Here is a 23,534-nt window from a genome sequence, read left to right on the forward strand (position 1 = left end):
TCATCGCCCCCCTAGAGCTAGCATCATGGCTTTAATCGTTCCTTGAAGAGGCCCGCCTAACAAATTTGGGTATACCCCAACGGATATTATCAAACCGAGAAGAACCGTTGCTGGTACAAGCTCCCAGCCTCTAAGGTCCCGTTTCTCTTTCTCTACCAAACTATCATTTTTCCCGAACGTCAGCAACATGACCGCCCTCAGTATATAGACAGCGGTTAATACCAGCCCGATCACCCCAATTGCTGCAAGCAATGGCTGACTCTTGAACAAGCCAAGAAATACCATGAATTCACTGATGAAGCCCGACATGCCAGGCAAACCGAGTGAGGCCAGCCCGCATGCTAACATGAAGCCTGAAAAAATCGGCATCGACTTGGCCAATCCCCCAAGCTTAGGAAGCATGGTGGTTCCCGTCCGCTCATACAACACAGCCACCAAGAAAAATAACAAAGCAGCAATAAGACCATGTGAGATGACTTGAAAAATTGCTCCCTGAATGCCCGCTTCATTCAAGGCTCCCAGCCCCATCATGACGATTCCCATATGTGAGATTGACGAGTATGCTAAAACAAGTTTAAAATCCGTTTGTACCAATGCTAAAAATGCACCATATAAAAAACTGAGGACCCCAAATAGGACAACGGTAAAGGCCAAGCTTTTATATTGTTCAGGAAATATCCCCATTCCAAACCGGATGATTCCATATGCCCCTATTTTCAATAGTACACCTGCATGAATCATCACTATGGATGGAGGTGCTTCTGCATGGACGCGCACCATCCAGCTGTGAAAGGGAAATACGGGCAGCTTTATCGCAAATGCAACGAGAAAGGCCAGACATAAACCAAACTTCATCGAACCGGATATTGGTGCAAAAAGCGAAACACCGCCCATTGTCATAATCTGTGTCAAAGCCGCAATATTGGTCGTACCTGTCCTGGCAAACAAAATCAAAATGGCCACCAATAAAACCGCCGAACCAATGCCATTATAAATCAGAAAACTATAAGACGCTTTCTCCCTCTCCAGAAAGCCCCATCTACCAATTAAAAAGAAAGCGGGAATCAGCGTCATTTCAAAAAATATGAAAAAAAGGATCAAATTTTCTGCCGTGAAGACACCAAGCATCCCAATCTCCAAGATTAAAAATAACAAATAATAACCTTTCCATCCTTTTTTTATATAAATGGATGCGATTGCGGCCAGTGAAGAAATGATTGTCGTCAGTAATATGAAGATAAGACTTAATCCATCCAGCCCCAACTCAAAGTCAACCGTGAAGAGCTTGGGATCATACATCTCCAAATCCCCAAATCTTATCCAATTCAACTTAATGTCAAATAAGGATAGGGCCACACCCGAATAATATTGGCTACATAGAAAGAACGATAGGAAAAGGGGAGGCAGTGTTCCGAAAAATCCAAATTGTTTAATCGTCCTTTCCTCTTTTTTCGGCATAAGGGCAACCATCACTATGCCCAGCAGAGGTGAAAACACTAAAAGCGAGAGTAAATAGACATTCATCTTAGATACCCCCCAGTTACTGCAAAAATCACCAACAGTACCGCAAGTCCCAGAAAGGCTATCATTCCATATTGCTGTACCTGTCCCGTTTGCAATTTAGACCCTATTTTCCCCAATCCTTCTATTGAACTTGTAACAGTGGATACCAAGCCACCGACAATGAATCTTTCGAAATAAGATAGGAATATACTGAAGCCTTTGATTGCATGGCCTACAGTGAAATGATAAATCTCATCAATATAATACTTATTTTCCAAAATTCTATATAACTCGGAGTTTTCCTTAACAAGCCAGCCCGGATGTAACCTCTTTTTAGCGTAAATCGTATAAGCAAGGAATATCCCGGCCAGCGATACAAGAACGGCCATGAACATTATCCAAACAGGTCCCTCACTATGGCTGGCGCCTAGAAGATTTTCATTTCCCTCCAAAAGCCACTCTCCCAGGAAATCTCCAAACCAAGGTGTTTGGATATATCCACTGATTACAGCAAGCAATCCCAATACGAGCATGGGAAGTAGCATGATGGAAGGTGATTCATTGACCTGTTTTACTTGACTGCGTGAATCTCCTGCAAAGATCATGAAAAACAGCCGGAACATATAAAACGCAGTTAAAAAGGAGGTAATAGCCGCCAGTCCAAACAAAACATAATTTCCATTCTCCCAAGCTGCCATTAGAATTTCATCTTTACTGAAAAAACCGGAGAGCAAGGGGAATCCTGATATCGCCAAAGTGCCAGTCAAGAACAGCGGCCCAGTCCAATTCAATTTACCCCATAATCCGCCCATCTTTTCCAAATCCTGTGTATGTATAGCATGAACAACACTGCCTGCTGCCAAAAACAGCAATGCTTTAAAAAAGGCATGGGTCATTAAATGAAACACCCCCGCCACATATCCAGCAGTACCCAAAGCAAGCATCATAAAACCAAGCTGAGAGATTGTCGAATAGGCCAATACGCGCTTAACATCCTTTTGCACTATAGCAATGCTTGCGGCAAAGATGGCTGTAAATCCACCTGTTATTGCTACGACCTGCATCGCAGCAAAACTGGCCAGGAATAACGGAAACATGGTCGCCACCAGATAAACCCCTGCAGCAACCATAGTTGCTGCGTGAATCAATGCGGAAACCGGAGTCGGTCCCTCCATTGCATCCGGAAGCCATGTGTGCAGTGGAAATTGTCCCGACTTCCCAACCGCACCGATAAAAATCAAAATAGCGATCAAGGTCAACCTTCCACTTGATATAACGTCCGATTGAACGGCTTGAAAGATCTCCCCATATTCAAAGCTGCCTGTTTCCCAGAATAGTAGAATAATACCGATTAAGAGCCCTACATCCCCAATCCTTGTCATGATGAATGCCTTCTTTGCTGCATTCTTAGCTTCCTCTTTATAAAAGTAAAACCCAATAAGCAGGAAAGACCCCACCCCGACCAATTCCCAAAAGAAATATAGTTGTAATAAATTAGGTGCCATGACAAGCCCAAGCATGGCAAAGGTGAAGAAGCCCAGATAAGCATAAAAAATGGAGAATCGCACTTCACCCTTCATATACCCCTTCGAATATATCTGAACAAGCAGGCTGACAAGGGAAACGACCACAAGCATCAAGGCATTAAGCTGATTGATTTCAAATCCCGCTGTTAGTTGCGTCCTTCCGAAGGAAAGCCAATCAATCGATATTTTATAAGTAGGTTCTTTAAACCGTTCTATCAAGGCAAGCAAAGATAAAACAAACGAAGCCAAAGTACATATAATTCCTATATGAGCCCCTCGTTCCCTCAACCGCCCACCTGATAGAAGCAGAACCAGAAACGTGACGAGTGGAAAGATCGGTATGAGCCAAGCGTTCTCCATCATCGTATCAAATCCCCTTCTTCATTTATATAAACCTTCAATGCTTCATGATATCCATTTCATCGACATTGACCGTCTTCCGGTTGCGATAAAGGGACATTAAAATAGCGAGCCCTACAGCTGCCTCGGCTGCAGCGATTGTAATCGTGAATAATGAAAACACTTGGCCCGTAATGGATGGCGTTACCCCGAATTTACTGAAGGCAATTAAGTTAATATTCGCAGCGTTCAGCATCAGTTCGATTGAAATCAATACAATGACCGCATTTCTTTTCGTCAAAGCGCCATATAGCCCTATACAAAACAAAACGAGTGCCAATACAAGATAGGCCGACAAGGGAACTCCCGTCATGATTGATCTCCCTCCTCATCATCCTTTTTAGCCAATACGATGGCGCCGACTAAAGCAACAAGCAGGAGTACCGACATTACTTCAAATGGAATCACATATTTTGAAAAAAGTTCGATTCCTATTTGTTTTGTATTTTCCTCATGCAAGGCGGTAGGCTGTACAGGTATATCCAGATTATAAATCCCTAGATAAACCGCCACGGCAAATCCAGCAATCGCTGCCAGCAAGGAGAATTTCCCCCAACCCCCTTTAGCGGGTTCATCACTTTCTTGGTGTTTCGTGAGCATAATTCCAAATAACATCACGATCGTAATTGCCCCTGAATAAATAAGGATTTGGACAATGGCGACGAACTCGGCCGAAAGTACCATATAAATGCCAGCAATGCTCAAGAAAGTAAAAACGAGTGCAATTACCATGTGCACTACTTTAGTTAAGGTAATTAGCAGTACCCCGCCTAAAATGGCGACGAGTGCCAAACCAAAAAAGGCAATTAATTCACCGGACAAACTCATACTTTATTCACCTTCCGGATATTCTCATCATTTTCATCCAGCCACTCCAGATTTTTAAATAAATGTTCACGGCTATACTCCGCCAGCTCAAATTGATTCGTCATCACGATTGCTTCTGTAGGGCAGACCTCCGTACATAAATCACACAAAATGCAAATTTCGAAATTAATGTCATACGTATCAATGATTTTACCTTTTTTCGACTGGTCCGGATGTTTTTTACCAGTTAATTGAATACAATCGGTTGGACAAATCGTCACGCATTGATTACATACAATACACTTTTCAGGATAAAATTTTTGGATTCCTCGGAATCGGTCAGGGAGCGGCAGCGGCTCATTCGGGTAGTCATAGGTCACTTTTTTCCTCGTCAAGTTCTTTAATGTATAGGTCAAACCTTTTGCTAAACCAAGCATATAAATCCCTCGCTTTCTGACCAGCTCAAGTTTTTAAAAAAGTTTAATTAATTCTTTTATAATTGCCGTCAAAAATATATTTGCTAATGCAACCGGAAGCAGCACTTTCCATCCGAATTCCATCAATTGATCTGCCCTTATACGAGGAAAAGTTACACGGATCCAGACCAATACATAGAAAACAGCACTAAACTTCAGACCGAACCAGATGGCTGCCGGAATAAAATCCAAAAACGGAATAGAATTCCATCCCCCTAAAAATAATACAGTGGTTAGTGTAGCCATTGCAAACATATACACATATTCGGATAACATAAAGAAGGCCCAGCGAAATCCAGAGTATTCAACATGATAGCCTGCAACAAGCTCGGACTCCGCTTCCGGAAGGTCAAAAGGAACCCTGTTCAGCTCGGCAACCGATGCAATAAAAAACACGATGAACGCAAGCGGCTGAAGAAAAATGAACCAAACCTTCTCCTGGGCTGCGACTATTTCATTCAAATTTAAACTACCTGTTAAGAGGACTATTCCCACTAGCGACATCACCAACGGAATCTCATAAGATATCATTTGAGCGGCTGCCCTCATTCCGCCAATCAAAGAATATTTATTATTGGATGCCCAACCCGCAGTGACGATGCCGATTGTCGATATGCCGGAAATGGCGATATAATAAAGCAGTCCGACACCTATATCAGCAAATTGGAAGGCATCGGTGAACGGCAAGGTGGCCAGGACCATGAAAGCCGGAGCAAAAGCAATCACTGGAGCTAATATATATAGCGGCTTATCGGCTTTTTTTGGTATAGTATCTTCCTTGATCAGAAGTTTCAAAACATCTGCAACGGTCTGCAAGAGCCCCCATTTACCCCCAATTTGGTTGGGGCCGACACGCAGCTGCATGAACCCCATGATTTTCCGCTCTGATAGGATTCCATATGTTACAAACCCTAATACAACGAATAACAGCAGGACTGCCAAACCAAAAAATATGCCAAAATTCAGTAGGCTTGGAGTGGAGTGGAGCAAATCCTTGATCATTTATCCATCCACCTCCCCTAAAACGATATCGATAGCCCCTAATATCGTTATCAAGTTCGCCATATTTTCCCCTTCCAATAATTTCGGAAGAATTTGCAGATTATAAAATGAAGGCCTTCGAAATTTCAAACGATATGGCTCCTTTTTGCCTTCACTCGCGATATAACAGCCGATTTCCCCTCTTGGTGATTCAATCCGGACAAACGCTTCACCCTTAGGAACCTTTATTATTTTCGGGACCTTAGCAAGGACCGGCCCTTCTGGAAATTGCTCAACCGCCTGCTCGATGATTTTCAGTGATTCTTCGATTTCTTCCATTCTACAGTGATAGCGTGAAAAGGCATCACCCTCTTCCCGTGTAGGAACATCAAAGGTGAACCTGTCGTAAATGGAATATGGTTCATTCTTTCGCAAATCCCATTTCACACCCGTACACCTTAAGTTAGCACCGCTAAGTGAATACTGCAGCGCTTCTTCTTTCGTATAGATGCCCACCCCTTTAACTCGATTCACAAAGATTTCATTCCCTGTTACAAGCTCATGGTAACCGATAAGCTGCTCCCTCATATATGGTACAAACTCGGCCACCTTCACAATCCAGTCGTCAGGCGCATCCCATTTCACACCTCCAACACGCATATAATTGAATGTGAGTCGTGCCCCTGACAATTCAGTCAATAAGTTAACGATCATTTCACGTTCTCGAAAAGCGTATAAGAAAGGGCTCGTCGCACCTATATCAAGCAGGTATGTACCCCACCAGACAAGGTGGCTTGCAACTCTGCCCAATTCCATCGCGATAACACGCAAATATTCTGCCCTTTCGGGGATATCCACTCCCATCATTGTTTCAACAGCATGGCAAAGTACATAATTATTTGTCATTGCGGCTAGATAATCGAGCCGGTCGGTATATGGAATTATTTGTGTATATTGCAGTTTTTCTGCTAGTTTCTCCGTACCTCGATGCAAATACCCAATGACCGGGGTGGCCTCTTTTATAATTTCACCGTCAATCTTGATGACAAGCCTAAAAACACCATGTGTACTCGGATGCTGCGGCCCGACATTGAGAAGCATTTCTTCCGTCCTTAACATTGGGCTTACACCTCCACATCATAAGGCTGATAATCTTTTCTAAGGGGATACCCTTTCCAATCATCACCAAGTAAAATTCGCTTTAAATCAGGGTGTTCCTGAAAGTTAATACCTAATAAATCATACGCCTCACATTCCGGCCAATTTGCTCCTGACCATAATGGAACCAATGATGGAATAAGGGGAGAATCCCTATCCAGCTTCACCTTTAAGGCAACCGATTGGTTCATATTGAATGAATGTAAATGCACATAGATTTCCATATGGGATTCAAAATCCGTACCATGAAGCTCCGATAAATACGAAAAGTTAAGCTGCTCATCATTTCGCAGAAATTTTGCTATTGAGAAATATGTATCCGGATTAGCCACTAAAGTGGGTACATCTTTTGATAGTCTATTAATATAGTGGTCTATTAATGCCTCTTGTCCTACATGCCTTTCAATAGCATGAACAATTCGATCAAGTTTAGCCTGATTTGGGGAAGGTTCATCTGGGGTGTTATCTTCCGTGCTTTCCTTTACAGTGGTCCTGGTCTTCGCAGCAGCAGCGGCTTTCGCTTTGGCAGCTGCAATAGCCTTTGCCTTCGCATTTTCAAAATCATCATCATCATTATCCCTTGATTCCTTTTTCCGAGCCAATGCTGCAGCCTTGGGCGCTGCCGCCGCCTTTTGCTTCGCTATATCCGTTTCGCCTTCCGGCTTTTCTACACTTTCAGCTTTCGCCTTTTTCCGAGCCAATGCTGCAGCCTTCGCCTTGGCCGCTGCCGCCGCCTTTTGCTTCGCTATATCCGTTTCGACTTCCGGCTTTTCTGCACTTTCAGCTTTCGCCTTTTTCCGAGCCAATGCTGCAGCCTTCGCCTTGGCCGCTGCCGCCGCCTTTTGCTTCGTTATATCCGTTTCGCCCTCCGGCTTTTCTGCACTTTCAGCTTTCGCCTTTTTCCGAGCCAATGCTGCAGCCTTCGCCTTGGCTGCTGCCGCCGCCTTTTGCTTCGCTATATCCGTTTCGACTTCCGGCTTTTCTGCCGCTTCCCCCTTCGCCTGTTTTCGGGCTAACGCTACAGCCTTCGCCTTGGCCGCTGCCGCTGCCTTTTGTTTCACTAAGTCTTCCTTCTCACTCATCTATATCACCCGCTTTCCGGTTTTTGCCTCGTAACGGATTTTTTCTTTTAATTTATTGATTCCATAAATAAGTGCAGCTGGGTTTGGGGGACACCCCGGTATATATACATCAACAGGTACAATTTGATCTACTCCTTTGACCACAGAGTATGAGTTCACATAGGGCCCTCCCGCAGTTGCACAGGATCCCATTGCAATGACCCATTTCGGTTCTGGCATTTGGTCGTATAATCTACTTATTATTGGAGCCATTTTTTTCGTTACCGTTCCTGAGACAATCATGACATCCGATTGTCTCGGTGATGTCCGAAAAAATGAACCAAAACGGTCCAAATCATAATGAGAGGAACCTACACCCATCATTTCAATTGCACAGCAAGCTAAACCGAAAGTCATTGGCCAGAGCGAGTTACTTCTAGCCCAGCCTTTTATTTGTTCAAGTGTGGATAAAAAAATACTGTGACGCATTTCTTCCATTTCTTTAGCGGTAAGTTCATCTAACTTCAATTCCACTTTAACACCTTCTTTTTCCAAGCGTAGATTAGCCCTAGCATAAGGATAAGGACAAAAAATAGCATTTCAATCAGCGCAAACAGCCCAAGTTCATCGTAGGCAACCGCCCATGGATAGAGAAAAACCGTTTCTACGTCAAATATGACGAACATCAATCCGAATAGATAATACCTGACATTGAATTGAACCCTTGAATCATGAAAAGGCTCGATTCCACTTTCATAAGTCGTATGCTTCATATCTGTAGGTTTATAAGGTCTTAGCAGTCTACCAAGAAATAATGCGATTACAGGTAATAGAATCCCAAGACAAAGAAAAACAAATACAATTAAATAGTTATTTTGGTAAATATGCAGCTGTCCCATGTTCATCTCCCTTTATGGATAAATCATGATAAATGTGCATTAAAAATTTGCTTGTCTTCTTTTTTGTTGGATACCATTTTTAAATATTATGCAGGGTAACATTCTTTTAGAAGCAAAGTGACAAGGAGGGGTATGAAGCAATTGATGTAAGCGTATACATTATATCATCAAGACAATCTAATGTCGACGACCGTAAGGATTAATATGGTAAAAAAACTACATTCCATAATTCGATTTTTATGTCGAATGATCAACAGTTTTTTCCTAATTACGACGTTCAATGACAAAAATCCTCAAAACCATTTGGGTAAATAAAAAAACACCTGATTTTACCACGAATGGTTCAATCAGATGTTTTCATCATTTAAAGTTATCGCATTTCTGCAATTTGGATCCGGTTGATGGCACGTTTAAGCGCTAAATCAGCTCTTTTGGCGTCATTTGATCCATCATTGTTCTGCAATCTTTGTTCAGCACGAGCTTTTGCTTCTTGAGCACGTGCAAGATCGATAGTTTCAGCTCTTTCAGCAGATTGAGCTAAAATGGTTACCACATCAGGGCGAACTTCTAAGAAGCCACCATTTACAGCTACATAGTCTGTGTTGCTTCCATTTTTAAGACGGACAGCACCAATGGTAAGTGGGGCTACAGTTGGAATGTGTCCAGCCATAATTCCCAGCTCACCGCTTTTAGCTTTAGTGCTTACCATTTCAACTTCTGCATCATATACTGGGCCATCGGGAGTAACAACATTGACTTTAATGGTCTTCATTTCATTCCCTCCTAGGTCCCTTTAATTAAGCCATTTCTTTTGCTTTAGCAATAACTTCTTCGATGCGGCCAACCAGACGGAAAGCATCTTCAGGAAGTTCGTCATATTTTCCAGCTAGGATATCTTTGAATCCTTGGACTGTTTCTTTAACTGGTACATAAGATCCTTTTTGACCAGTGAATTGTTCAGCCACGTGGAAGTTTTGTGACAAGAAGTTTTGAATTCTACGAGCACGGGCAACGATTACTTTTTCGTCTTCGCTTAATTCGTCCATACCCAAGATGGCAATGATATCTTGTAATTCTTTATACTTCTGTAAAGTCGATTGAACTTGACGAGCCACTTTATAGTGCTCAGCTCCAACGATTTCTGGGCTAAGAGCACGAGAAGATGACGCCAATGGATCAACTGCAGGGTAAATACCCATCTCAGAAAGTTTACGCTCAAGGTTTGTTGTTGCATCTAAGTGAGCGAAAGTTGTAGCTGGAGCCGGATCCGTATAGTCATCGGCAGGTACATAGATCGCTTGAATGGATGTAACTGAACCTTTATTAGTTGAAGTGATACGTTCTTGTAATTGACCCATTTCTGTAGCAAGCGTTGGTTGGTAACCTACCGCTGAAGGCATACGGCCTAGTAGGGCAGAAACCTCAGAACCTGCTTGTGTGAAACGGAAAATGTTATCGATGAAGAAAAGAACGTCTTGTCCTTGTTCATCACGGAAATATTCAGCCATTGTCAAACCGCTTAGTGCTACACGCATACGTGCGCCTGGTGGCTCGTTCATTTGTCCGAATACCATCGCAGTTTTCTTAATAACACCAGAATCAGTCATCTCGTAGAATAGGTCATTACCTTCACGAGTACGCTCACCTACACCAGCGAATACCGAGATACCGCCGTGCTCTTGTGCGATGTTATTAATAAGTTCTTGGATAAGTACAGTTTTACCAACACCGGCACCACCGAAAAGACCGATTTTACCACCTTTGATGTAAGGTGCAAGTAAATCTACTACTTTAATACCCGTTTCAAGAATTTCAACGGATGTTGATAATTCTTCAAATGTTGGTGCTTGTCTGTGAATTGGATCACGACGCACCTCTGCTGTAAGTGGTTCAAATAAGTCAATGTTTTCCCCTAATACGTTGAAAACACGACCTAGAGTAACTTCACCTACAGGAACGGAAATTGGAGCTCCTGTATCAACAGTCTCTGCACCACGGGTTAAACCATCAGTGGAAGACATTGCTACAGTACGAACTGTATTATCACCTAGTTGAAGGGCTACTTCAAGAGTTAGTCCTGTACCAGACGCTGTATTTTCGATTCTTAACGCGTTATAGATCTTAGGAAGTTGTCCGTCTTCGAATTTCACGTCAACAACCGGACCCATAACTTGAGTAACGCGTCCTATATTCATCGTTTTCCCTCCTAACGTTGCTTATAACGACTATCGAGTTTATGGAACGGCCAAGCTTCGTCCGGGCCGACCGTCCCCTTTAATGATTTTATTCTAAAGCTGCTGCACCGCCGACAATCTCTGTAATTTCTTGAGTAATAGCTGCCTGACGTGCACGGTTATATTGTAATGAAAGTGAATCGATCAATTCTTTTGCATTATCGGTTGCATTTTTCATTGCAGTCATACGTGCAGAGTGCTCACTTGCTTTACCATCTAACAAAGCACCATAAATCAAACTTTCTGCGTACTGAGGTAATAATACCTCAAGAATTTCTTCTGCATTCGGTTCAAATTCATAAGAAGTCAATGTAGCATTGGAAGTATTGAAGTCAGCTAACGGAAGGACTTGCTTTTCCGTTACATCCTGCTGGATTGGACTGACATAATGGTTATAGTACATATAAAGCTCATCACACAGTTCATTCAGATATAAATTCACTGTAGATTTAGCAAGGGCGCTGATGTCAGCGAAAGACGGCTGATCAGGAATCCCAGTTACCTCAAGCTCTACGTGCATGTTACGGCTGACAAAGAAATCACGGCCAACCCTTCCGATTGCGATAATGACGAACTCATCATTGGATTTATGGCGTTCAAGAATAGTTTTATGAACGTGGCGAAGGATACTACTATTGTAAGCCCCAGCCAATCCACGGTCAGATGTGATTACCAAGTAACCGGTTTTCTTAACTGGACGTGAAGTAAGCATTGGATGAGATGCATCCGTGCTTCCGTTCGCAATACTAGAAACCACTTCTTGAATTTTTTCCATATATGGAACATATGCTTTAGCATTAGCTTCTGCACGGTTCATTTTAGAAGCAGATACCATCTGCATCGCTTTTGTAATTTGACTCGTCTTTTTCGTTGAAGTAATCCGAGACTTAATATCGCGTAAAGAGGCCATTCATTCTCACCACCCTTTATAAATTAGTTAGACCTTATTATTCGGAAATAACGAAGTTCTTTTTGAATTCGTTAATTGCAGCAACGATAGCAGCGTCTTCAGGAAGACCTTTAGTTGTGCGAATGTGATCTAATAATTCTGGATGAGAACGATCTAGGAACACATAGTATTCTTCTTCAAAACGAAGGATATCCGATACAGGAATATCATCTAAATGACCTTTCGTCAATGCATAGAAAATCATGACTTGTTTTTCAACTTTGATCGGTTTGTTTAGATCTTGCTTAAGTACTTCAACTGTACGAGCACCACGGTTAAGTTTTGCTTGTGTTGCAGCATCAAGATCAGAACCGAATTGAGCGAATGCTTCCAATTCACGGTATGAAGCCAAGTCAAGACGTAATGTACCAGCAACTTTTTTCATCGCTTTAATTTGTGCAGATCCACCAACACGTGATACGGAAAGACCAGCGTTAATCGCAGGACGTACACCTGAGAAGAACAAATCGGATTGCAAGAAGATTTGTCCATCAGTGATGGAAATAACGTTTGTTGGAATGTAAGCAGAGATGTCTCCAGCTTGTGTTTCAACAAATGGAAGCGCAGTGATTGAACCGGCACCTAAAGTGTCATTCAATTTTGCTGCACGCTCAAGTAAACGGGAGTGCAAGTAGAATACATCCCCTGGGAATGCTTCACGGCCTGGAGGACGACGAAGTAGCAAGGAAAGTTCACGGTATGCAGATGCTTGTTTAGAAAGATCATCATAAACCACAAGAACGTGCTTGCCAGCGAACATGAACTCTTCACCCATAGTCACACCAGCATATGGAGCTAGGTATAAAAGTGGTGCCGGTTGGGAAGCTGATGCAGATACAACGATTGTGTAATCCAATGCACCATTTTTACGTAGTGTTTCAACTGTTCCACGAACCGTTGATTCTTTTTGACCGATAGCAACATAGATACAGATCATATCTTGGTCAGCTTGGTTAAGGATTGTATCGATCGCAACTGATGTTTTACCAGTTTGACGGTCACCAATGATTAACTCACGTTGCCCACGACCGATTGGAACTAATGCATCGATTGCTTTAATACCTGTTTGTAAAGGTTCATGAACAGATTTACGGTCCATTACACCTGTTGCAGGGCTTTCGATTGGACGAGTTTTTGTCGTAGCGATCGGGCCAAGACCATCTAATGGTTGTCCAAGCGGATTCACGACACGTCCGATTAATTCTTCTCCAACTGGCACTTCCATGATTCTGCCAGTACGGCGAACTTCACTGCCTTCTTGAATGTCTCTGAATGGTCCAAGAATAACAACACCCACGTTATTTTGCTCAAGGTTTTGTGCTAATCCCATTGAACCATTGGAAAATTCTAAGAGCTCCCCAGACATTGCATTATCTAAACCATGAACGCGTGCGATACCATCACCAACAGTGATAACCGTACCTACATCGCTTACTTTAATTTCCGACTGATAGTTTTCAATCTGCTTTTTAATCAGCGCACTGATTTCTTCAGCTTTGATGCTCATGAATTTCACCCCTATCTGTGAATATTAACCTAATAGTTGTTTGCTAAGGCGATCTAACTTACCGCTAATCGTACCGTCATAAATGCGGTTACCGATTTGAAGTTTGATGCCGCCAATGATATTGCTATCCGTAATATTAGTAATCCGTAAATTCCGTTTGCCGATTTTTGCAGCGAAAGCTGAAGACACAGCTTTTGCTTCAGCTTCAGTTAAAGGATTAACTGTATAAACAGTCGCATCCGCAACTGAATTTTCTTCATTCGCAAGTTCAATGAACTCTTGTGCCATAGCAGTCACTTCATCTGTACGATGACGCTCCACCATTAACATTAAAGTGTTTTGAACGGAAGATGATAGACCTGCAAATGCATTTGTCAATAATTGACGTTTTGCATCGCTTGTCATTTTAGGATGAGCCAAAAAACCTAAAAGCTCTTTATCTTTTGTAAAAACTTCATTCACTATGCGAAGCTCTTCTTCAAGTTGGTTAATGAGATTTTGCTCTTTCGCAATTTGGAAAAGAGCTACAGCATAACGTCCTGCTACAGTTATATCGCTCATTTACCTTCTCCTGCCTCTTGAATATATTCGTTTATTAGTTTTTCTTGATCAGCTGATGAAAGTTCTTTCTCAATCACCTTAGATGCGATCATGACAGATAGAGAAGCTACTTGCTCACGCAAGGCGGCAACTGCTTTTTCTCTCTCTTGAACGATTTCACGTTTTGCTGATTCTTTAACACGTTCAGCCTCTGCACGCGCTTGATTGATAATATCTTCACGTTGTGCTTCGCCTTGTTGTTTAGCATTCTCTATAAGTTGTCCCGCTTCAGTACGAGATTGTTTTACGATTTCACGCTGTTCTTCTAAATACTTCAGTGCTTCTTTTCTACTAACTTCAGCTGCTTCAATTTCATTTGCAACATGCTCTTCACGTTCTTTCATGATGCCCATTAGCGGACCCCATGCAAACTTCTTAAGCAACGCTAACAAAATGATAAAGATTAAAAGCTGGTATATGATATCCCCACCATTAAAGTGGATTGCTTGACCAAGAACAAAATTGCTTGTTAACACGCTCGGTTCACTCCCTTCATGAGATTCACTATTGAAGTTCTGTATTTTCAATTGACACTATAAGTGCCATAAATGTTCACTTTAACACAGAGCAATGGCGAAGGGTCTCCTTGGATCATCTTCGCCATTATTGAACTTTTTCAAGTTATCTTATTTACCTAAAACAATAAACGCGATAACTACCGCGATGATTGGTAGTGCCTCAACTAACGCAATACCGACGAACATTGTAGTTTGAAGCATACCACGAGCTTCTGGCTGACGAGCCATCCCTTCAATTGTACGCCCAACGATAAGACCATTACCAATACCCGCACCAAGTGCACCTAATCCAACTGCGATAGCAGCAGCTATAAGACCTAAAGAACCTGTCATGATAAATTTCCTCCTTGAAATGTTGTTTTATTTTTTTCATCAATATAATGTTCGAAATGAACAATTTTATAATTAATGGTCGTCACTTACTTTATGGGAAAGATAAACCATCGTTAACATAGTAAAAATAAATGCTTGAATCGAGCCAACAAAGACACTAAATCCTTCCCAAGCCATCATTGGAATAAAAGCAGTAACTGCACCTAAAGCGCTACTTGTTCCTAAACCAGCCAGTAAGGTTAGAAGTAACTCACCTGCATAAATATTTCCGTAAAGCCGCAATCCAAGGGTTAACGTATTGGAAAGCTCTTCAATAATCTTTAACGGAAACAAGAAACCCATTGGTTGGACATAAGTTTTGGCATAATTTTTCATACCTCTCATCTTGATACCATAATAATGAGTTAATCCCATTACCATAACTGCCAAGGTTAGAGTTATTGCCGGATCAGATGTAGGTGATTTCCACCAAAGTTCATGTCCTATTACAATCGAGAACGGCAATCCTAACATATTTGAAACAAATACGTACAAAATTAATGTCATTCCCAACATTAGGAACTGACCACCAGTACGCCAATCCATATTGCTGTTTATGATGTTTTTCACAAAATCCATTACCCATTCGATAAAGTTTTGGATTCCTGTTGGCTTCATCGCAAGTTTACGAGTTGCTGTAACAGCAATTATGAAGACAATGAGACTTGCGATAGTCATCATAAGCACATTAGCCAAATTGAAATATATTCCAGTCTCCATAAATTCCCACATAGGAGCTTCATGATTCAACAGTATTCACCTCTCTTCTTTACTTCCTACGTATGTTTTGCATAAAATAATCTATCATAATGACAAAATAAACCGTCATTAATCCCACAACCACACAGACCACTTGAAACTCATATGGATATCTCAATGCAATAATTGCAGCTAAACCCGCTACAGACATTCTAGTTAAACTACCAAGGGAGCGCGTTTTCTTACCTTCCGCAACCTCTTGAGAGAACTTTTTGTTTTTTTTGACCATTGACCAGAATATAAATAGGCTGAAGGCAGTACCAAGCAATAATCCTTGGAAGACTGAATCATATGGAGTGAATCCCACACCAAGTACATAAATACCCATTAAATACAACATGTATTTTAGTTGCCTATTGAACATTTTTTCCAATTCTAGCATTTTGTCATGTAATCTCCCTAGAAATATTGTAGAATCTGTGGTTAGCTAGGTGAAGTTTCCCGTAACAAGTCCAATTAAAAAGTCAATAATAAACTTCTTTTTGACACGTTATTTACGTATGAAACCCCTCTCATTCTATATCCTTTGTTAGCATACAATAGGCAAGAATCATTGTCAATGAGTGGTTAGTGAAATTTGTCACAGGTTTGTAATTATTAACGAATTGTTCACAAATTATCTTTTTTATACTATTGACAAGCGTTTTATTTTACTTATTGTCCCGAGTTCACTCAATAAGTAACGTCTTTTCTATCCGATCTTCCCTTCCGCCCTTCCTGGCAAAAATTATTGCTTTATACACTCCTTTAGGCGGCAAGTTCTTTTTCAACACTTCTTTTTTGATCAAACCGGAAGGTGCCGGTCTCGACCAATCCAAATATCCCACGAATTTCAAGCTATCTTCTTCATATAGGGCAACCCCGAATTCATCAGCCCCCCGGGGAAGGTACATTTCGTATCGATATGTGTCTTTCTGGTCTCCTTGGCCAAAATCAAAACCCATTACCCTTGGATAATCAGGTTCTTCTTTTACATATAAATAAGGAAGGGATATTCTTTTGGTTCCTTCCATTATAATAAGGTATCCATCAAAGACTCCTTTCCTCAGCTTGGCTGGGTTGACCTGCAGTCCCACTTTAATCGTTTTCTTTTCCTTTGGATTCAAAGTAAGGGATTTCGGCAATTCCCAAGTGAGTCCCGTCTCTTTTAATGGGACCATAAAAGAGTACTTCATCATGTTCTTTCCGGTATTTTCAATGACTATCGTTTCATGATGCTCTTCAATTCCATCTTTTTTTGTATACATCCCGAATGACAATGAACTTGGATTCAAGAGCGTATCCGCTTTTAGAGCCTCGTCGATCTGGATGCGCCCAGCCCCCTGTTCGTATGTATGATACAATTGTTTTCCAGATTTCCTCAATGGCTTGGAAGTACTCATCAACGCAGATTTCACTTGATCTGGAGTCCATTCCGGGTGTTTTTGCAGGATTAAAGCGCATGCTCCTGCAACATGCGGCGCGGACATACTTGTTCCATCCAGGGACATATATCCTTTAGGAATGGTGCTTTCAATTTCCACTCCTGGTGCCAATACGTCAGGCTTTATTTCCCATGATACGGTTACCGGTCCCCTAGAGCTAAAATCAGCGAGCCTATCTTGTTCATTCTTATAAACAAATTGAACGGTTTTACTGTGATCTTGCTCCATAACTTGCTTAAGTTGCAACCCATCTCTTCTATTAATAGAAGCAGCTGGTATATTCATTTCTTTTTCCAAGGTTCCAGTAAAGGTCCCGCTCGTATTATTATAAACAATTACCCCTTTTGCACCTGCCTTTTCCGCATTGGATACTTTTTGCTGAAAAGTAAGTGTGCCTCGCTCCAACAACACAATCTTATCCTGAACATGCTTCAGGTCTCTTTCATTTCCCAATCCCCCATATATGACATCCTCGGAAAATGTCAGGTTCCACTTTTTGGAGCCTTGAAACAAGGTTAAGTGAGATTGATACTTTTTCGAGCCAAGTCCGTAAACCATATATGGAACCCTTAAGGGGGGAGTCGATGCCCCAACGGAAATCGCTTTTTCTGCTGTTCCGGGTGATCCGACGGTCCAAACAGCCGGACCGGAATTCCCGTTTGATGTCACGGCAACGATCCCGCTTTCCACAACCTTATTCAAAGCAAGAGAAATAGGTAAATCAGGGCCATTGACGTTATTCCCCAGAGAGAGGTTCAATACATCCACATTATCCTTCATGGCCGACTCAATAGCAGTCAAGACTTGCTCTGTATCTCCTGCACCACCTGGTCCCAAAGCCCGATATGCATATATCTCCGCTTCTGGCGCGACTCCTTTCATTTTTCCATTGGCCGCAATGATACCTGCCACATGAGTCCCATGCAATGTATCCAGATCGCCTTGATTTTTGGTTTCCATCGGGTCCTCATCACCATCAACTAGATCCTTCCCTCCTTTGTAAGCACGGTCTAAATCTGGGTGTGTATAATCAATTCCAGTATCGATGATTCCTACTTTTACCCCTTTCCCGGTGATTCGATGATTCTCCTTATCGAAGAACCCCCTCACCCTGCCTCCTCCTATGTATGGCACACTTTTATCCAACACGGCATGATACATGGATACTTCCGTTACAGTCTGAATTTCATTCTCCTTTTTGAGTTGTTCTATTTCATTCAGTTTCCCATGTAAAGAAAAACCATTCAGGGCAACCGAATAAACATTCCGCAATTGAAGGGAAGGATATTTTTCAATCAGTTTACTGATCTTTTTTTGCTGAATTTCCCTATCCAAAGTGACAACTACCGTTACTTCCTTAGCTTCAGATATTTTTGGTAAAGGCGGCAGAGTGACGGACGCCAATCCCTTTTCATTTGAATAAATACATATAAAAACGAAAACAAACACTATGAACGTTTTCTTTCCCAACATAAGCACCCCCCTTAGCAGTTATCTTTTCTCAACAACCTTGGAGTATGCAAATAAAAAAGGAAAAGCCACGTGGCTTTTCCTTTTTTATGAATCAAATCTAGTTGGCGGTATATTTATTTGCTTAAAATAGTATCGGATGGCTTCAGCAATACGGGCCGAAGCATTTCCATCCCCATATGGATTTGAAGCCTTGGACATTTTTTCGTGTTCCCCTCGATTGGTGAGCAATTCATGTGCCATATTGAATATGGTTTGTTCATCAGTACCCGACAACCTTAAGGTTCCAGCTGCAATTCCCTCTGGGCGTTCAGTCGCATCCCTCAAAACAAGAACAGGTACACCTAGTGACGGTGCCTCTTCTTGGATTCCTCCAGAATCGGTCAAAATCAGATAAGCTCTTGAAGCGAAGTTATGGAAATCCAATACATCCAGCGGCTCGATTAAATGTACCCGTGGATCGTCCCCGAGAATTTCGTTTGCTAATTCTTGAACAAGAGGATTCAAATGGACTGGATAAACCACTTGAACGTCCTCATGCTCAGCAATGATTCTCTTGACGGCCCTAAAGATATTCCTCATGGGTTCGCCTAGATTTTCTCTGCGGTGGGCGGTAAGTAAAATGAGCCTGTCTTCTCCAAGTCCATTTAAAACCGGATGGGAATATGTGGACCGCACAGTCGTTTTTAAAGCATCTGTTGCGGTATTTCCCGTCACGAAGATATTGTCTTTCTTGTTTTCGTTCAGCAGATTCTCCTCCGCTTTTGAAGTCGGTGCAAAATGCAAATCCGCCATCGTACCGGTAAGCTGCCGATTCATCTCTTCCGGATAAGGGGAATACTTATTCCATGTGCGCAGCCCAGCTTCTACATGACCAATGACGATCTGATTATAAAAAGCAGCCAGACTTGCGACAAACGTTGTGGTTGTATCACCGTGGACAAGAACAATATCGGGTTTAGCGTCCTTCATTACGGAATCAAGACCATTTAATGCTCTTGTTGTAATGTCAGCAAGCGTTTGCCTTTCCTTCATTATGTTCAAGTCATAATCCGGCTGAATGGAAAATAATTCGAGAACTTGATCTAACATTTGGCGATGCTGAGCCGTAACAGCAACGATCGGCTTGAAATATTCTGGGTGTTTTTGAAATTCGAGTACTAAGGGAGCCATTTTGACAGCTTCTGGTCTCGTCCCGAAAATTGTCATGACCTTTATCGGTTTGTTCATTCGTGACACCTCAGTTTCTTTCTTATTTTGTGCCGAATAAACGATCTCCTGCATCTCCAAGACCCGGAACGATATAACCATGTTCATTCAGTTTTTCGTCAAGTCCCGCAATATAAATATCAACATCAGGATGGGCTTCTTTTAGTGCTTCTACACCCTCTGGCGCTGCGATCAAACACATGAATTTAATGTTGACTGCACCGCGCTTTTTAATGGAATGGATCGCTTCGATGGCTGAACCGCCAGTTGCTAACATCGGGTCAACGACAATGCATTCTCTTTCTGCCAAATCACTTGGCATTTTCGCATAATATTCAACTGGTTTCAATGTTTCAGGATCACGGTAAAGTCCAACATGCCCGACCTTTGCAGCTGGAATCAGTTTAATGATTCCGTCCACCATCCCTATGCCTGCACGTAAAATCGGGACGATCCCCACTTTTTTACCAGAAAGCATTTTCACTTTCGCCGTGCTTACAGGTGTTTGGATTTCCACCTCTTCCAGTGGCATATCCCTTGTAATTTCAAATGCCATCAATGATGCAACTTCGTCCACTAGTTCGCGGAATTCTTTTGTTCCTGTATTTATATCACGTATATAGGCTAATTTGTGTTGAATTAACGGGTGATCGAAAACATAAACTTTTCCCATTCAGCATCTCTCCAATTCCATTGCTTATTTTTGCGCTTTTTTATGATTTCCCTAATTGAATAGAAAAATTGTCGTGTCTTTTATAATTCACTTCAACCTATTTTACAGAAAAATGTTTCAATCTTCAATAAAGGTTTAGATGTCAGACCTTTTTTACTATTCGCACTATTCTAATATACTCACCTTCTTTAAAGTACAAAAAAACCACTCCCTTTAAAAGGGAGCGGCTCCGATATTACATTGAAGGATATAATTCAAATTTGCTCGTTAATGATTCAACGCGCTGTTTTGCTTCTTCAAGTTTAGCTTCGTCTTCATTATTTTTTAAAACAAGTCCGATGATTGAAGCTATTTCATCCATGTCTTCCAACCCGAAGCCACGCGATGTCACTGCAGCAGTCCCAATACGAATACCACTTGTAACGAATGGTTTTTCCGGATCATAAGGAATCGCATTTTTGTTAACTGTAATACCGATTTCATCCAAAACATGTTCTGCGATTTTTCCTGTTAATCCTGTTGAGCGCACATCAAGAAGAATCAAGTGATTGTCCGTTCCATCAGAAACAAGGGTGAATCCTTCTTTCTTCAAGCCTTCGCCCAAGCGTTTAGCATTATCGATGATTTGTTGTGCATACACTTTAAAATCATCTTGAAGCGCTTCGCCGAATGCAACAGCCTTAGCGGATATCACATGCATCAATGGCCCACCTTGAATACCAGGGAAAATGGATTTATCAATTTTCTTACCGAATTCTTCTTTACAGATGATCATTCCTCCGCGTGGTCCGCGAAGTGTTTTGTGAGTAGTTGTCGTTACAAAGTCTGCATAAGGAATTGGACTTTGATGCAATCCTGCTGCAACTAAACCTGCGATATGCGCCATATCGACCATTAAATAAGCTCCAACTTCATCTGCAATTTCACGGAATCGCTTGAAATCAATTTCACGTGGATATGCACTTGCACCAGCTACGATCAATTTCGGTTTATGCTGACGGGCTTTCTCCAATACATCATTGTAATCAATACGGTGATCTTGTTCGTCTACACCATATTCAACAAAATTGTAGTTAACACCACTGAAGTTAACTGGACTTCCATGTGTTAAGTGGCCGCCATGAGAAAGGTTCATCCCAAGCACTGTGTCGCCAGTTTGAAGTACTGTAAAGTAAACGGCCATATTAGCTTGAGCTCCAGAGTGAGGCTGTACGTTTACATACTCCCCGCCGAAAATTTCTTTTGCACGCTCACGTGCTAGATCTTCAACGATGTCAACATACTCACATCCGCCATAGTAACGTTTTCCAGGGTATCCTTCTGCATACTTATTAGTTAAGACCGACCCTTGCGCTTCCATGACAGCTTCACTTACGAAGTTCTCAGAAGCAATAAGCTCAATCTTACTTCTTTGACGCCCTAATTCCAGTTGAATTGCGTTAAACACTTGCTCATCTTGCTTTGCTAAACGATCCATTCCGTAATTCCTCCCCAAATTGTGCGTGATTCGCTTTTTAGATTTATGTGCAACATGCCTTCTAAAAGACATGAAAAAGCCTTACCAATAATAATTAGAAAATTCTACTCCATTTTAACATGTCTAATTTAGAAGTGATAGTCTAATTTTATCGAACATTAGATGTTTTTTTATTAAAAAACGTTCGTATTTAACAGTTAAATTAAGTTAAATAGCTCTTTTACCCTATATTTAATCAGCGAAAAAACCATTTTATTGGCACTAAAAAAATAAGGATTTTTTGTGAACATTATCTTAAGCTTTACACTTCCGCTATCATTCTATACGAAAAACAGCATTCCCCACCCGAGAAATGCTGTCTAACTTTACCTATAAAGTACAACTCTTGTTTTCAATGAGGTCCTGATAAACGGCCCGTTCCCCGCCTATTAGTTTCGGGCGGGTTTTTGCCATGGTCACATGTGCATGTCCTATTTCTTTAATGGCAGATCGAACTGGAACCGCCACATGCTTTAAATGCATGCCAATGAAGGTATCCCCAATGTCTATCCCCGCTTCCGCTTTAATATGCTCAACGACGACAGCATCCTTCCATTGTTGATAGGCGAACGTTGCCATCGATCCACCAGCTGTTCTGACCGGCACAACCGAAACTTCTTCATAATCGTTTCGCACTGCGGTTTCCCTTTTCAAAACCAGGGCCCTATTTAGATGCTCACAACATTGATATGCAACCTGAATGCCCGTTTTTTCTTGAAAATCCCTCACTACGGAATAAACCATCCCCGCAACGTCGAGCGTCCCTTCCGTACCGATTCGTTTTCCGATCACTTCACTTGTACTGCAGCCGATTACCAGTAGCTGGTTTTCTTTTAAAGCTGCCTCTTCTTGAAACTCATGTAATAGTTTCCGAAACTGGTTTTCCCATATCTCAAGTTCATTCGAAAATATAGCATCATTTGTCATGAAAACGCATCCTTTCAATAAGAAAACTTGCTATTGGAAGAAAAGAGTGGACTCTCTAAATTCTTTTCCAGAACCTTAACGATTAGCTGTGTTTACCTTCATACTCCGCTATCTTACCAATCCTGTTTTGATGACGTCCGCCTTCGAATTCCGAAGTCAGCCATGTTTGTGCAATTTCCCTGGCAAGACCCGGCCCAATGACACGTTCCCCCATAGCTAACATATTGGTATCATTATGCTGACGGGTCAACTTTGCACTATAGACATCATGAACCAATGCACAACGTATCCCTTTGACCTTATTAGCCGCAATGCTCATTCCAATTCCAGTACCACAGATTAAAATCCCCCGATCGAACTCACCCTTTGCAACTTTTTCTGCAACCGGCAATGCATAATCCGGATAATCCACTGACGTACTGCATTCACAGCCAAAGTCCTCAAATGGAATCTGTAATTCATTCATTAAATTCTTTATTTCTTCACGGATATGTATGCCACCATGATCCGAAGCAATCGCAACTTTCATCAAAATCCTCCCCTAGCTTTTTTATTTGATTTTATTG

At 41.7% G+C, this 23,534-nt stretch carries 25 protein-coding genes; all 25 read right to left on the reverse strand.

Annotation, left to right across the window (positions count from 1 at the left end):
- Complete coding sequence (locus SB775_RS04115; protein WP_410860611.1) at window positions 1–1,524, reverse strand: complex I subunit 4 family protein; 1,524 nt, start codon at window positions 1,522–1,524, stop codon at window positions 1–3.
- A complete protein-coding gene (gene nuoL, locus SB775_RS04120; protein ID WP_410860612.1) occupies window positions 1,521–3,392 on the reverse strand; it encodes an NADH-quinone oxidoreductase subunit L in 1,872 nt (623 codons plus the stop codon). Before nuoL ends, SB775_RS04115 begins: the two co-directional genes overlap by 4 nt.
- 34 nt (window positions 3,393–3,426) lie before the next feature.
- Complete coding sequence (nuoK, locus tag SB775_RS04125; protein WP_061465679.1) at window positions 3,427–3,741, reverse strand: NADH-quinone oxidoreductase subunit NuoK; 315 nt, start codon at window positions 3,739–3,741, stop codon at window positions 3,427–3,429.
- Entirely contained in the window at window positions 3,738–4,256 is a 519-nt protein-coding gene (locus SB775_RS04130; protein ID WP_061465681.1) for an NADH-quinone oxidoreductase subunit J, read from the reverse strand. The genes nuoK and SB775_RS04130 overlap by 4 nt, the downstream gene beginning before the upstream one ends.
- Entirely contained in the window at window positions 4,253–4,672 is a 420-nt protein-coding gene (gene nuoI / locus SB775_RS04135) for an NADH-quinone oxidoreductase subunit NuoI (protein ID WP_061465683.1), read from the reverse strand. The genes SB775_RS04130 and nuoI overlap by 4 nt, the downstream gene beginning before the upstream one ends.
- 33 nt (window positions 4,673–4,705) lie before the next feature.
- A complete protein-coding gene (gene nuoH / locus SB775_RS04140; protein ID WP_061465685.1) occupies window positions 4,706–5,713 on the reverse strand; it encodes an NADH-quinone oxidoreductase subunit NuoH in 1,008 nt (335 codons plus the stop codon).
- The gene (locus SB775_RS04145; protein WP_410860614.1) at window positions 5,714–6,811 is read right to left on the reverse strand and encodes an NADH-quinone oxidoreductase subunit D; all 1,098 of its coding nucleotides are present in this window, start codon (window positions 6,809–6,811) and stop codon (window positions 5,714–5,716) included. It abuts the gene before it with no gap.
- Between the two features lie 5 nt (window positions 6,812–6,816).
- Window positions 6,817–7,932: an NADH-quinone oxidoreductase subunit C gene (locus tag SB775_RS04150; RefSeq protein ID WP_410860615.1), complete on the reverse strand. Its 1,116-nt coding sequence runs from the start codon at window positions 7,930–7,932 to the stop codon at window positions 6,817–6,819.
- A complete protein-coding gene (locus SB775_RS04155; protein ID WP_176431826.1) occupies window positions 7,933–8,409 on the reverse strand; it encodes a NuoB/complex I 20 kDa subunit family protein in 477 nt (158 codons plus the stop codon). It lies immediately after the preceding gene.
- Window positions 8,410–8,435: 26 nt separating this feature from the next.
- Window positions 8,436–8,810 (reverse strand): NADH-quinone oxidoreductase subunit A, encoded by a 375-nt coding sequence (locus SB775_RS04160; RefSeq protein WP_061465692.1) that lies wholly within the window; start codon window positions 8,808–8,810, stop codon window positions 8,436–8,438.
- 370 nt (window positions 8,811–9,180) lie between these two features.
- Window positions 9,181–9,582: a F0F1 ATP synthase subunit epsilon gene (locus tag SB775_RS04165; protein WP_061465694.1), complete on the reverse strand. Its 402-nt coding sequence runs from the start codon at window positions 9,580–9,582 to the stop codon at window positions 9,181–9,183.
- Between the two features lie 25 nt (window positions 9,583–9,607).
- A complete protein-coding gene (gene atpD, locus SB775_RS04170) occupies window positions 9,608–11,005 on the reverse strand; it encodes a F0F1 ATP synthase subunit beta (protein ID WP_061465696.1) in 1,398 nt (465 codons plus the stop codon).
- An 88-nt stretch (window positions 11,006–11,093) separates the two neighbouring features.
- Complete coding sequence (locus SB775_RS04175) at window positions 11,094–11,954, reverse strand: F0F1 ATP synthase subunit gamma (RefSeq protein ID WP_089362020.1); 861 nt, start codon at window positions 11,952–11,954, stop codon at window positions 11,094–11,096.
- Window positions 11,955–11,991: 37 nt separating this feature from the next.
- Complete coding sequence (atpA, locus tag SB775_RS04180) at window positions 11,992–13,500, reverse strand: F0F1 ATP synthase subunit alpha (RefSeq protein WP_061465699.1); 1,509 nt, start codon at window positions 13,498–13,500, stop codon at window positions 11,992–11,994.
- A 24-nt stretch (window positions 13,501–13,524) separates the two neighbouring features.
- Window positions 13,525–14,061, reverse strand: a complete 537-nt coding sequence (locus tag SB775_RS04185; protein WP_089362021.1) for a F0F1 ATP synthase subunit delta — start codon at window positions 14,059–14,061, stop codon at window positions 13,525–13,527.
- Complete coding sequence (atpF, locus tag SB775_RS04190; RefSeq protein ID WP_061465704.1) at window positions 14,058–14,576, reverse strand: F0F1 ATP synthase subunit B; 519 nt, start codon at window positions 14,574–14,576, stop codon at window positions 14,058–14,060. Before atpF ends, SB775_RS04185 begins: the two co-directional genes overlap by 4 nt.
- A gap of 150 nt (window positions 14,577–14,726) precedes the next feature.
- The gene (gene atpE, locus SB775_RS04195) at window positions 14,727–14,951 is read right to left on the reverse strand and encodes a F0F1 ATP synthase subunit C (protein ID WP_061141280.1); all 225 of its coding nucleotides are present in this window, start codon (window positions 14,949–14,951) and stop codon (window positions 14,727–14,729) included.
- Window positions 14,952–15,023: 72 nt separating this feature from the next.
- Entirely contained in the window at window positions 15,024–15,740 is a 717-nt protein-coding gene (gene atpB / locus SB775_RS04200) for a F0F1 ATP synthase subunit A (protein WP_061465706.1), read from the reverse strand.
- 19 nt (window positions 15,741–15,759) lie between these two features.
- Window positions 15,760–16,131: an ATP synthase subunit I gene (locus tag SB775_RS04205; RefSeq protein ID WP_061465708.1), complete on the reverse strand. Its 372-nt coding sequence runs from the start codon at window positions 16,129–16,131 to the stop codon at window positions 15,760–15,762.
- Window positions 16,132–16,417: 286 nt separating this feature from the next.
- Complete coding sequence (locus SB775_RS04210; protein WP_410860617.1) at window positions 16,418–18,646, reverse strand: S8 family serine peptidase; 2,229 nt, start codon at window positions 18,644–18,646, stop codon at window positions 16,418–16,420.
- 84 nt (window positions 18,647–18,730) lie between these two features.
- The gene (wecB, locus tag SB775_RS04215; protein WP_410860618.1) at window positions 18,731–19,873 is read right to left on the reverse strand and encodes a non-hydrolyzing UDP-N-acetylglucosamine 2-epimerase; all 1,143 of its coding nucleotides are present in this window, start codon (window positions 19,871–19,873) and stop codon (window positions 18,731–18,733) included.
- A gap of 22 nt (window positions 19,874–19,895) precedes the next feature.
- Entirely contained in the window at window positions 19,896–20,525 is a 630-nt protein-coding gene (gene upp / locus SB775_RS04220; RefSeq protein ID WP_034315825.1) for a uracil phosphoribosyltransferase, read from the reverse strand.
- Between the two features lie 235 nt (window positions 20,526–20,760).
- Window positions 20,761–22,002, reverse strand: coding sequence for a serine hydroxymethyltransferase (locus SB775_RS04225; protein WP_061465713.1), 1,242 nt, complete (start codon window positions 22,000–22,002; stop codon window positions 20,761–20,763).
- A 369-nt stretch (window positions 22,003–22,371) separates the two neighbouring features.
- Window positions 22,372–22,968: a TIGR01440 family protein gene (locus SB775_RS04230; protein WP_061465714.1), complete on the reverse strand. Its 597-nt coding sequence runs from the start codon at window positions 22,966–22,968 to the stop codon at window positions 22,372–22,374.
- 82 nt (window positions 22,969–23,050) lie between these two features.
- Complete coding sequence (rpiB, locus tag SB775_RS04235; RefSeq protein WP_061465717.1) at window positions 23,051–23,497, reverse strand: ribose 5-phosphate isomerase B; 447 nt, start codon at window positions 23,495–23,497, stop codon at window positions 23,051–23,053.
- Between the last annotated feature and the right edge of the window lie 37 nt (window positions 23,498–23,534).

It is taken from the genome of Peribacillus sp. SIMBA_075, from assembly GCF_046534585.1.

Bases quoted from the DNA above. Each gene is read 5' to 3' on its own strand.
- SB775_RS04115 (WP_410860611.1), bottom strand. From the start codon at position 1,524: ATGAATGTCTATTTACTCTCGCTTTTAGTGTTTTCACCTCTGCTGGGC.
- nuoL (WP_410860612.1), bottom strand. From the start codon at position 3,392: ATGATGGAGAACGCTTGGCTCATACCGATCTTTCCACTCGTCACGTTT.
- nuoK (WP_061465679.1), bottom strand. From the start codon at position 3,741: ATGACGGGAGTTCCCTTGTCGGCCTATCTTGTATTGGCACTCGTTTTG.
- SB775_RS04130 (WP_061465681.1), bottom strand. From the start codon at position 4,256: ATGAGTTTGTCCGGTGAATTAATTGCCTTTTTTGGTTTGGCACTCGTC.
- nuoI (WP_061465683.1), bottom strand. From the start codon at position 4,672: ATGCTTGGTTTAGCAAAAGGTTTGACCTATACATTAAAGAACTTGACG.
- nuoH (WP_061465685.1), bottom strand. From the start codon at position 5,713: ATGATCAAGGATTTGCTCCACTCCACTCCAAGCCTACTGAATTTTGGC.
- SB775_RS04145 (WP_410860614.1), bottom strand. From the start codon at position 6,811: ATGTTAAGGACGGAAGAAATGCTTCTCAATGTCGGGCCGCAGCATCCG.
- SB775_RS04150 (WP_410860615.1), bottom strand. From the start codon at position 7,932: ATGAGTGAGAAGGAAGACTTAGTGAAACAAAAGGCAGCGGCAGCGGCC.
- SB775_RS04155 (WP_176431826.1), bottom strand. From the start codon at position 8,409: ATGGAAGAAATGCGTCACAGTATTTTTTTATCCACACTTGAACAAATA.
- SB775_RS04160 (WP_061465692.1), bottom strand. From the start codon at position 8,810: ATGGGACAGCTGCATATTTACCAAAATAACTATTTAATTGTATTTGTT.
- SB775_RS04165 (WP_061465694.1), bottom strand. From the start codon at position 9,582: ATGAAGACCATTAAAGTCAATGTTGTTACTCCCGATGGCCCAGTATAT.
- atpD (WP_061465696.1), bottom strand. From the start codon at position 11,005: ATGAATATAGGACGCGTTACTCAAGTTATGGGTCCGGTTGTTGACGTG.
- SB775_RS04175 (WP_089362020.1), bottom strand. From the start codon at position 11,954: ATGGCCTCTTTACGCGATATTAAGTCTCGGATTACTTCAACGAAAAAG.
- atpA (WP_061465699.1), bottom strand. From the start codon at position 13,500: ATGAGCATCAAAGCTGAAGAAATCAGTGCGCTGATTAAAAAGCAGATT.
- SB775_RS04185 (WP_089362021.1), bottom strand. From the start codon at position 14,061: ATGAGCGATATAACTGTAGCAGGACGTTATGCTGTAGCTCTTTTCCAA.
- atpE (WP_061141280.1), bottom strand. From the start codon at position 14,951: ATGACAGGTTCTTTAGGTCTTATAGCTGCTGCTATCGCAGTTGGATTA.
- SB775_RS04205 (WP_061465708.1), bottom strand. From the start codon at position 16,131: ATGCTAGAATTGGAAAAAATGTTCAATAGGCAACTAAAATACATGTTG.
- SB775_RS04210 (WP_410860617.1), bottom strand. From the start codon at position 18,646: ATGTTGGGAAAGAAAACGTTCATAGTGTTTGTTTTCGTTTTTATATGT.
- wecB (WP_410860618.1), bottom strand. From the start codon at position 19,873: ATGAACAAACCGATAAAGGTCATGACAATTTTCGGGACGAGACCAGAA.
- upp (WP_034315825.1), bottom strand. From the start codon at position 20,525: ATGGGAAAAGTTTATGTTTTCGATCACCCGTTAATTCAACACAAATTA.
- SB775_RS04225 (WP_061465713.1), bottom strand. From the start codon at position 22,002: ATGGATCGTTTAGCAAAGCAAGATGAGCAAGTGTTTAACGCAATTCAA.
- SB775_RS04230 (WP_061465714.1), bottom strand. From the start codon at position 22,968: ATGACAAATGATGCTATATTTTCGAATGAACTTGAGATATGGGAAAAC.
- rpiB (WP_061465717.1), bottom strand. From the start codon at position 23,497: ATGAAAGTTGCGATTGCTTCGGATCATGGTGGCATACATATCCGTGAA.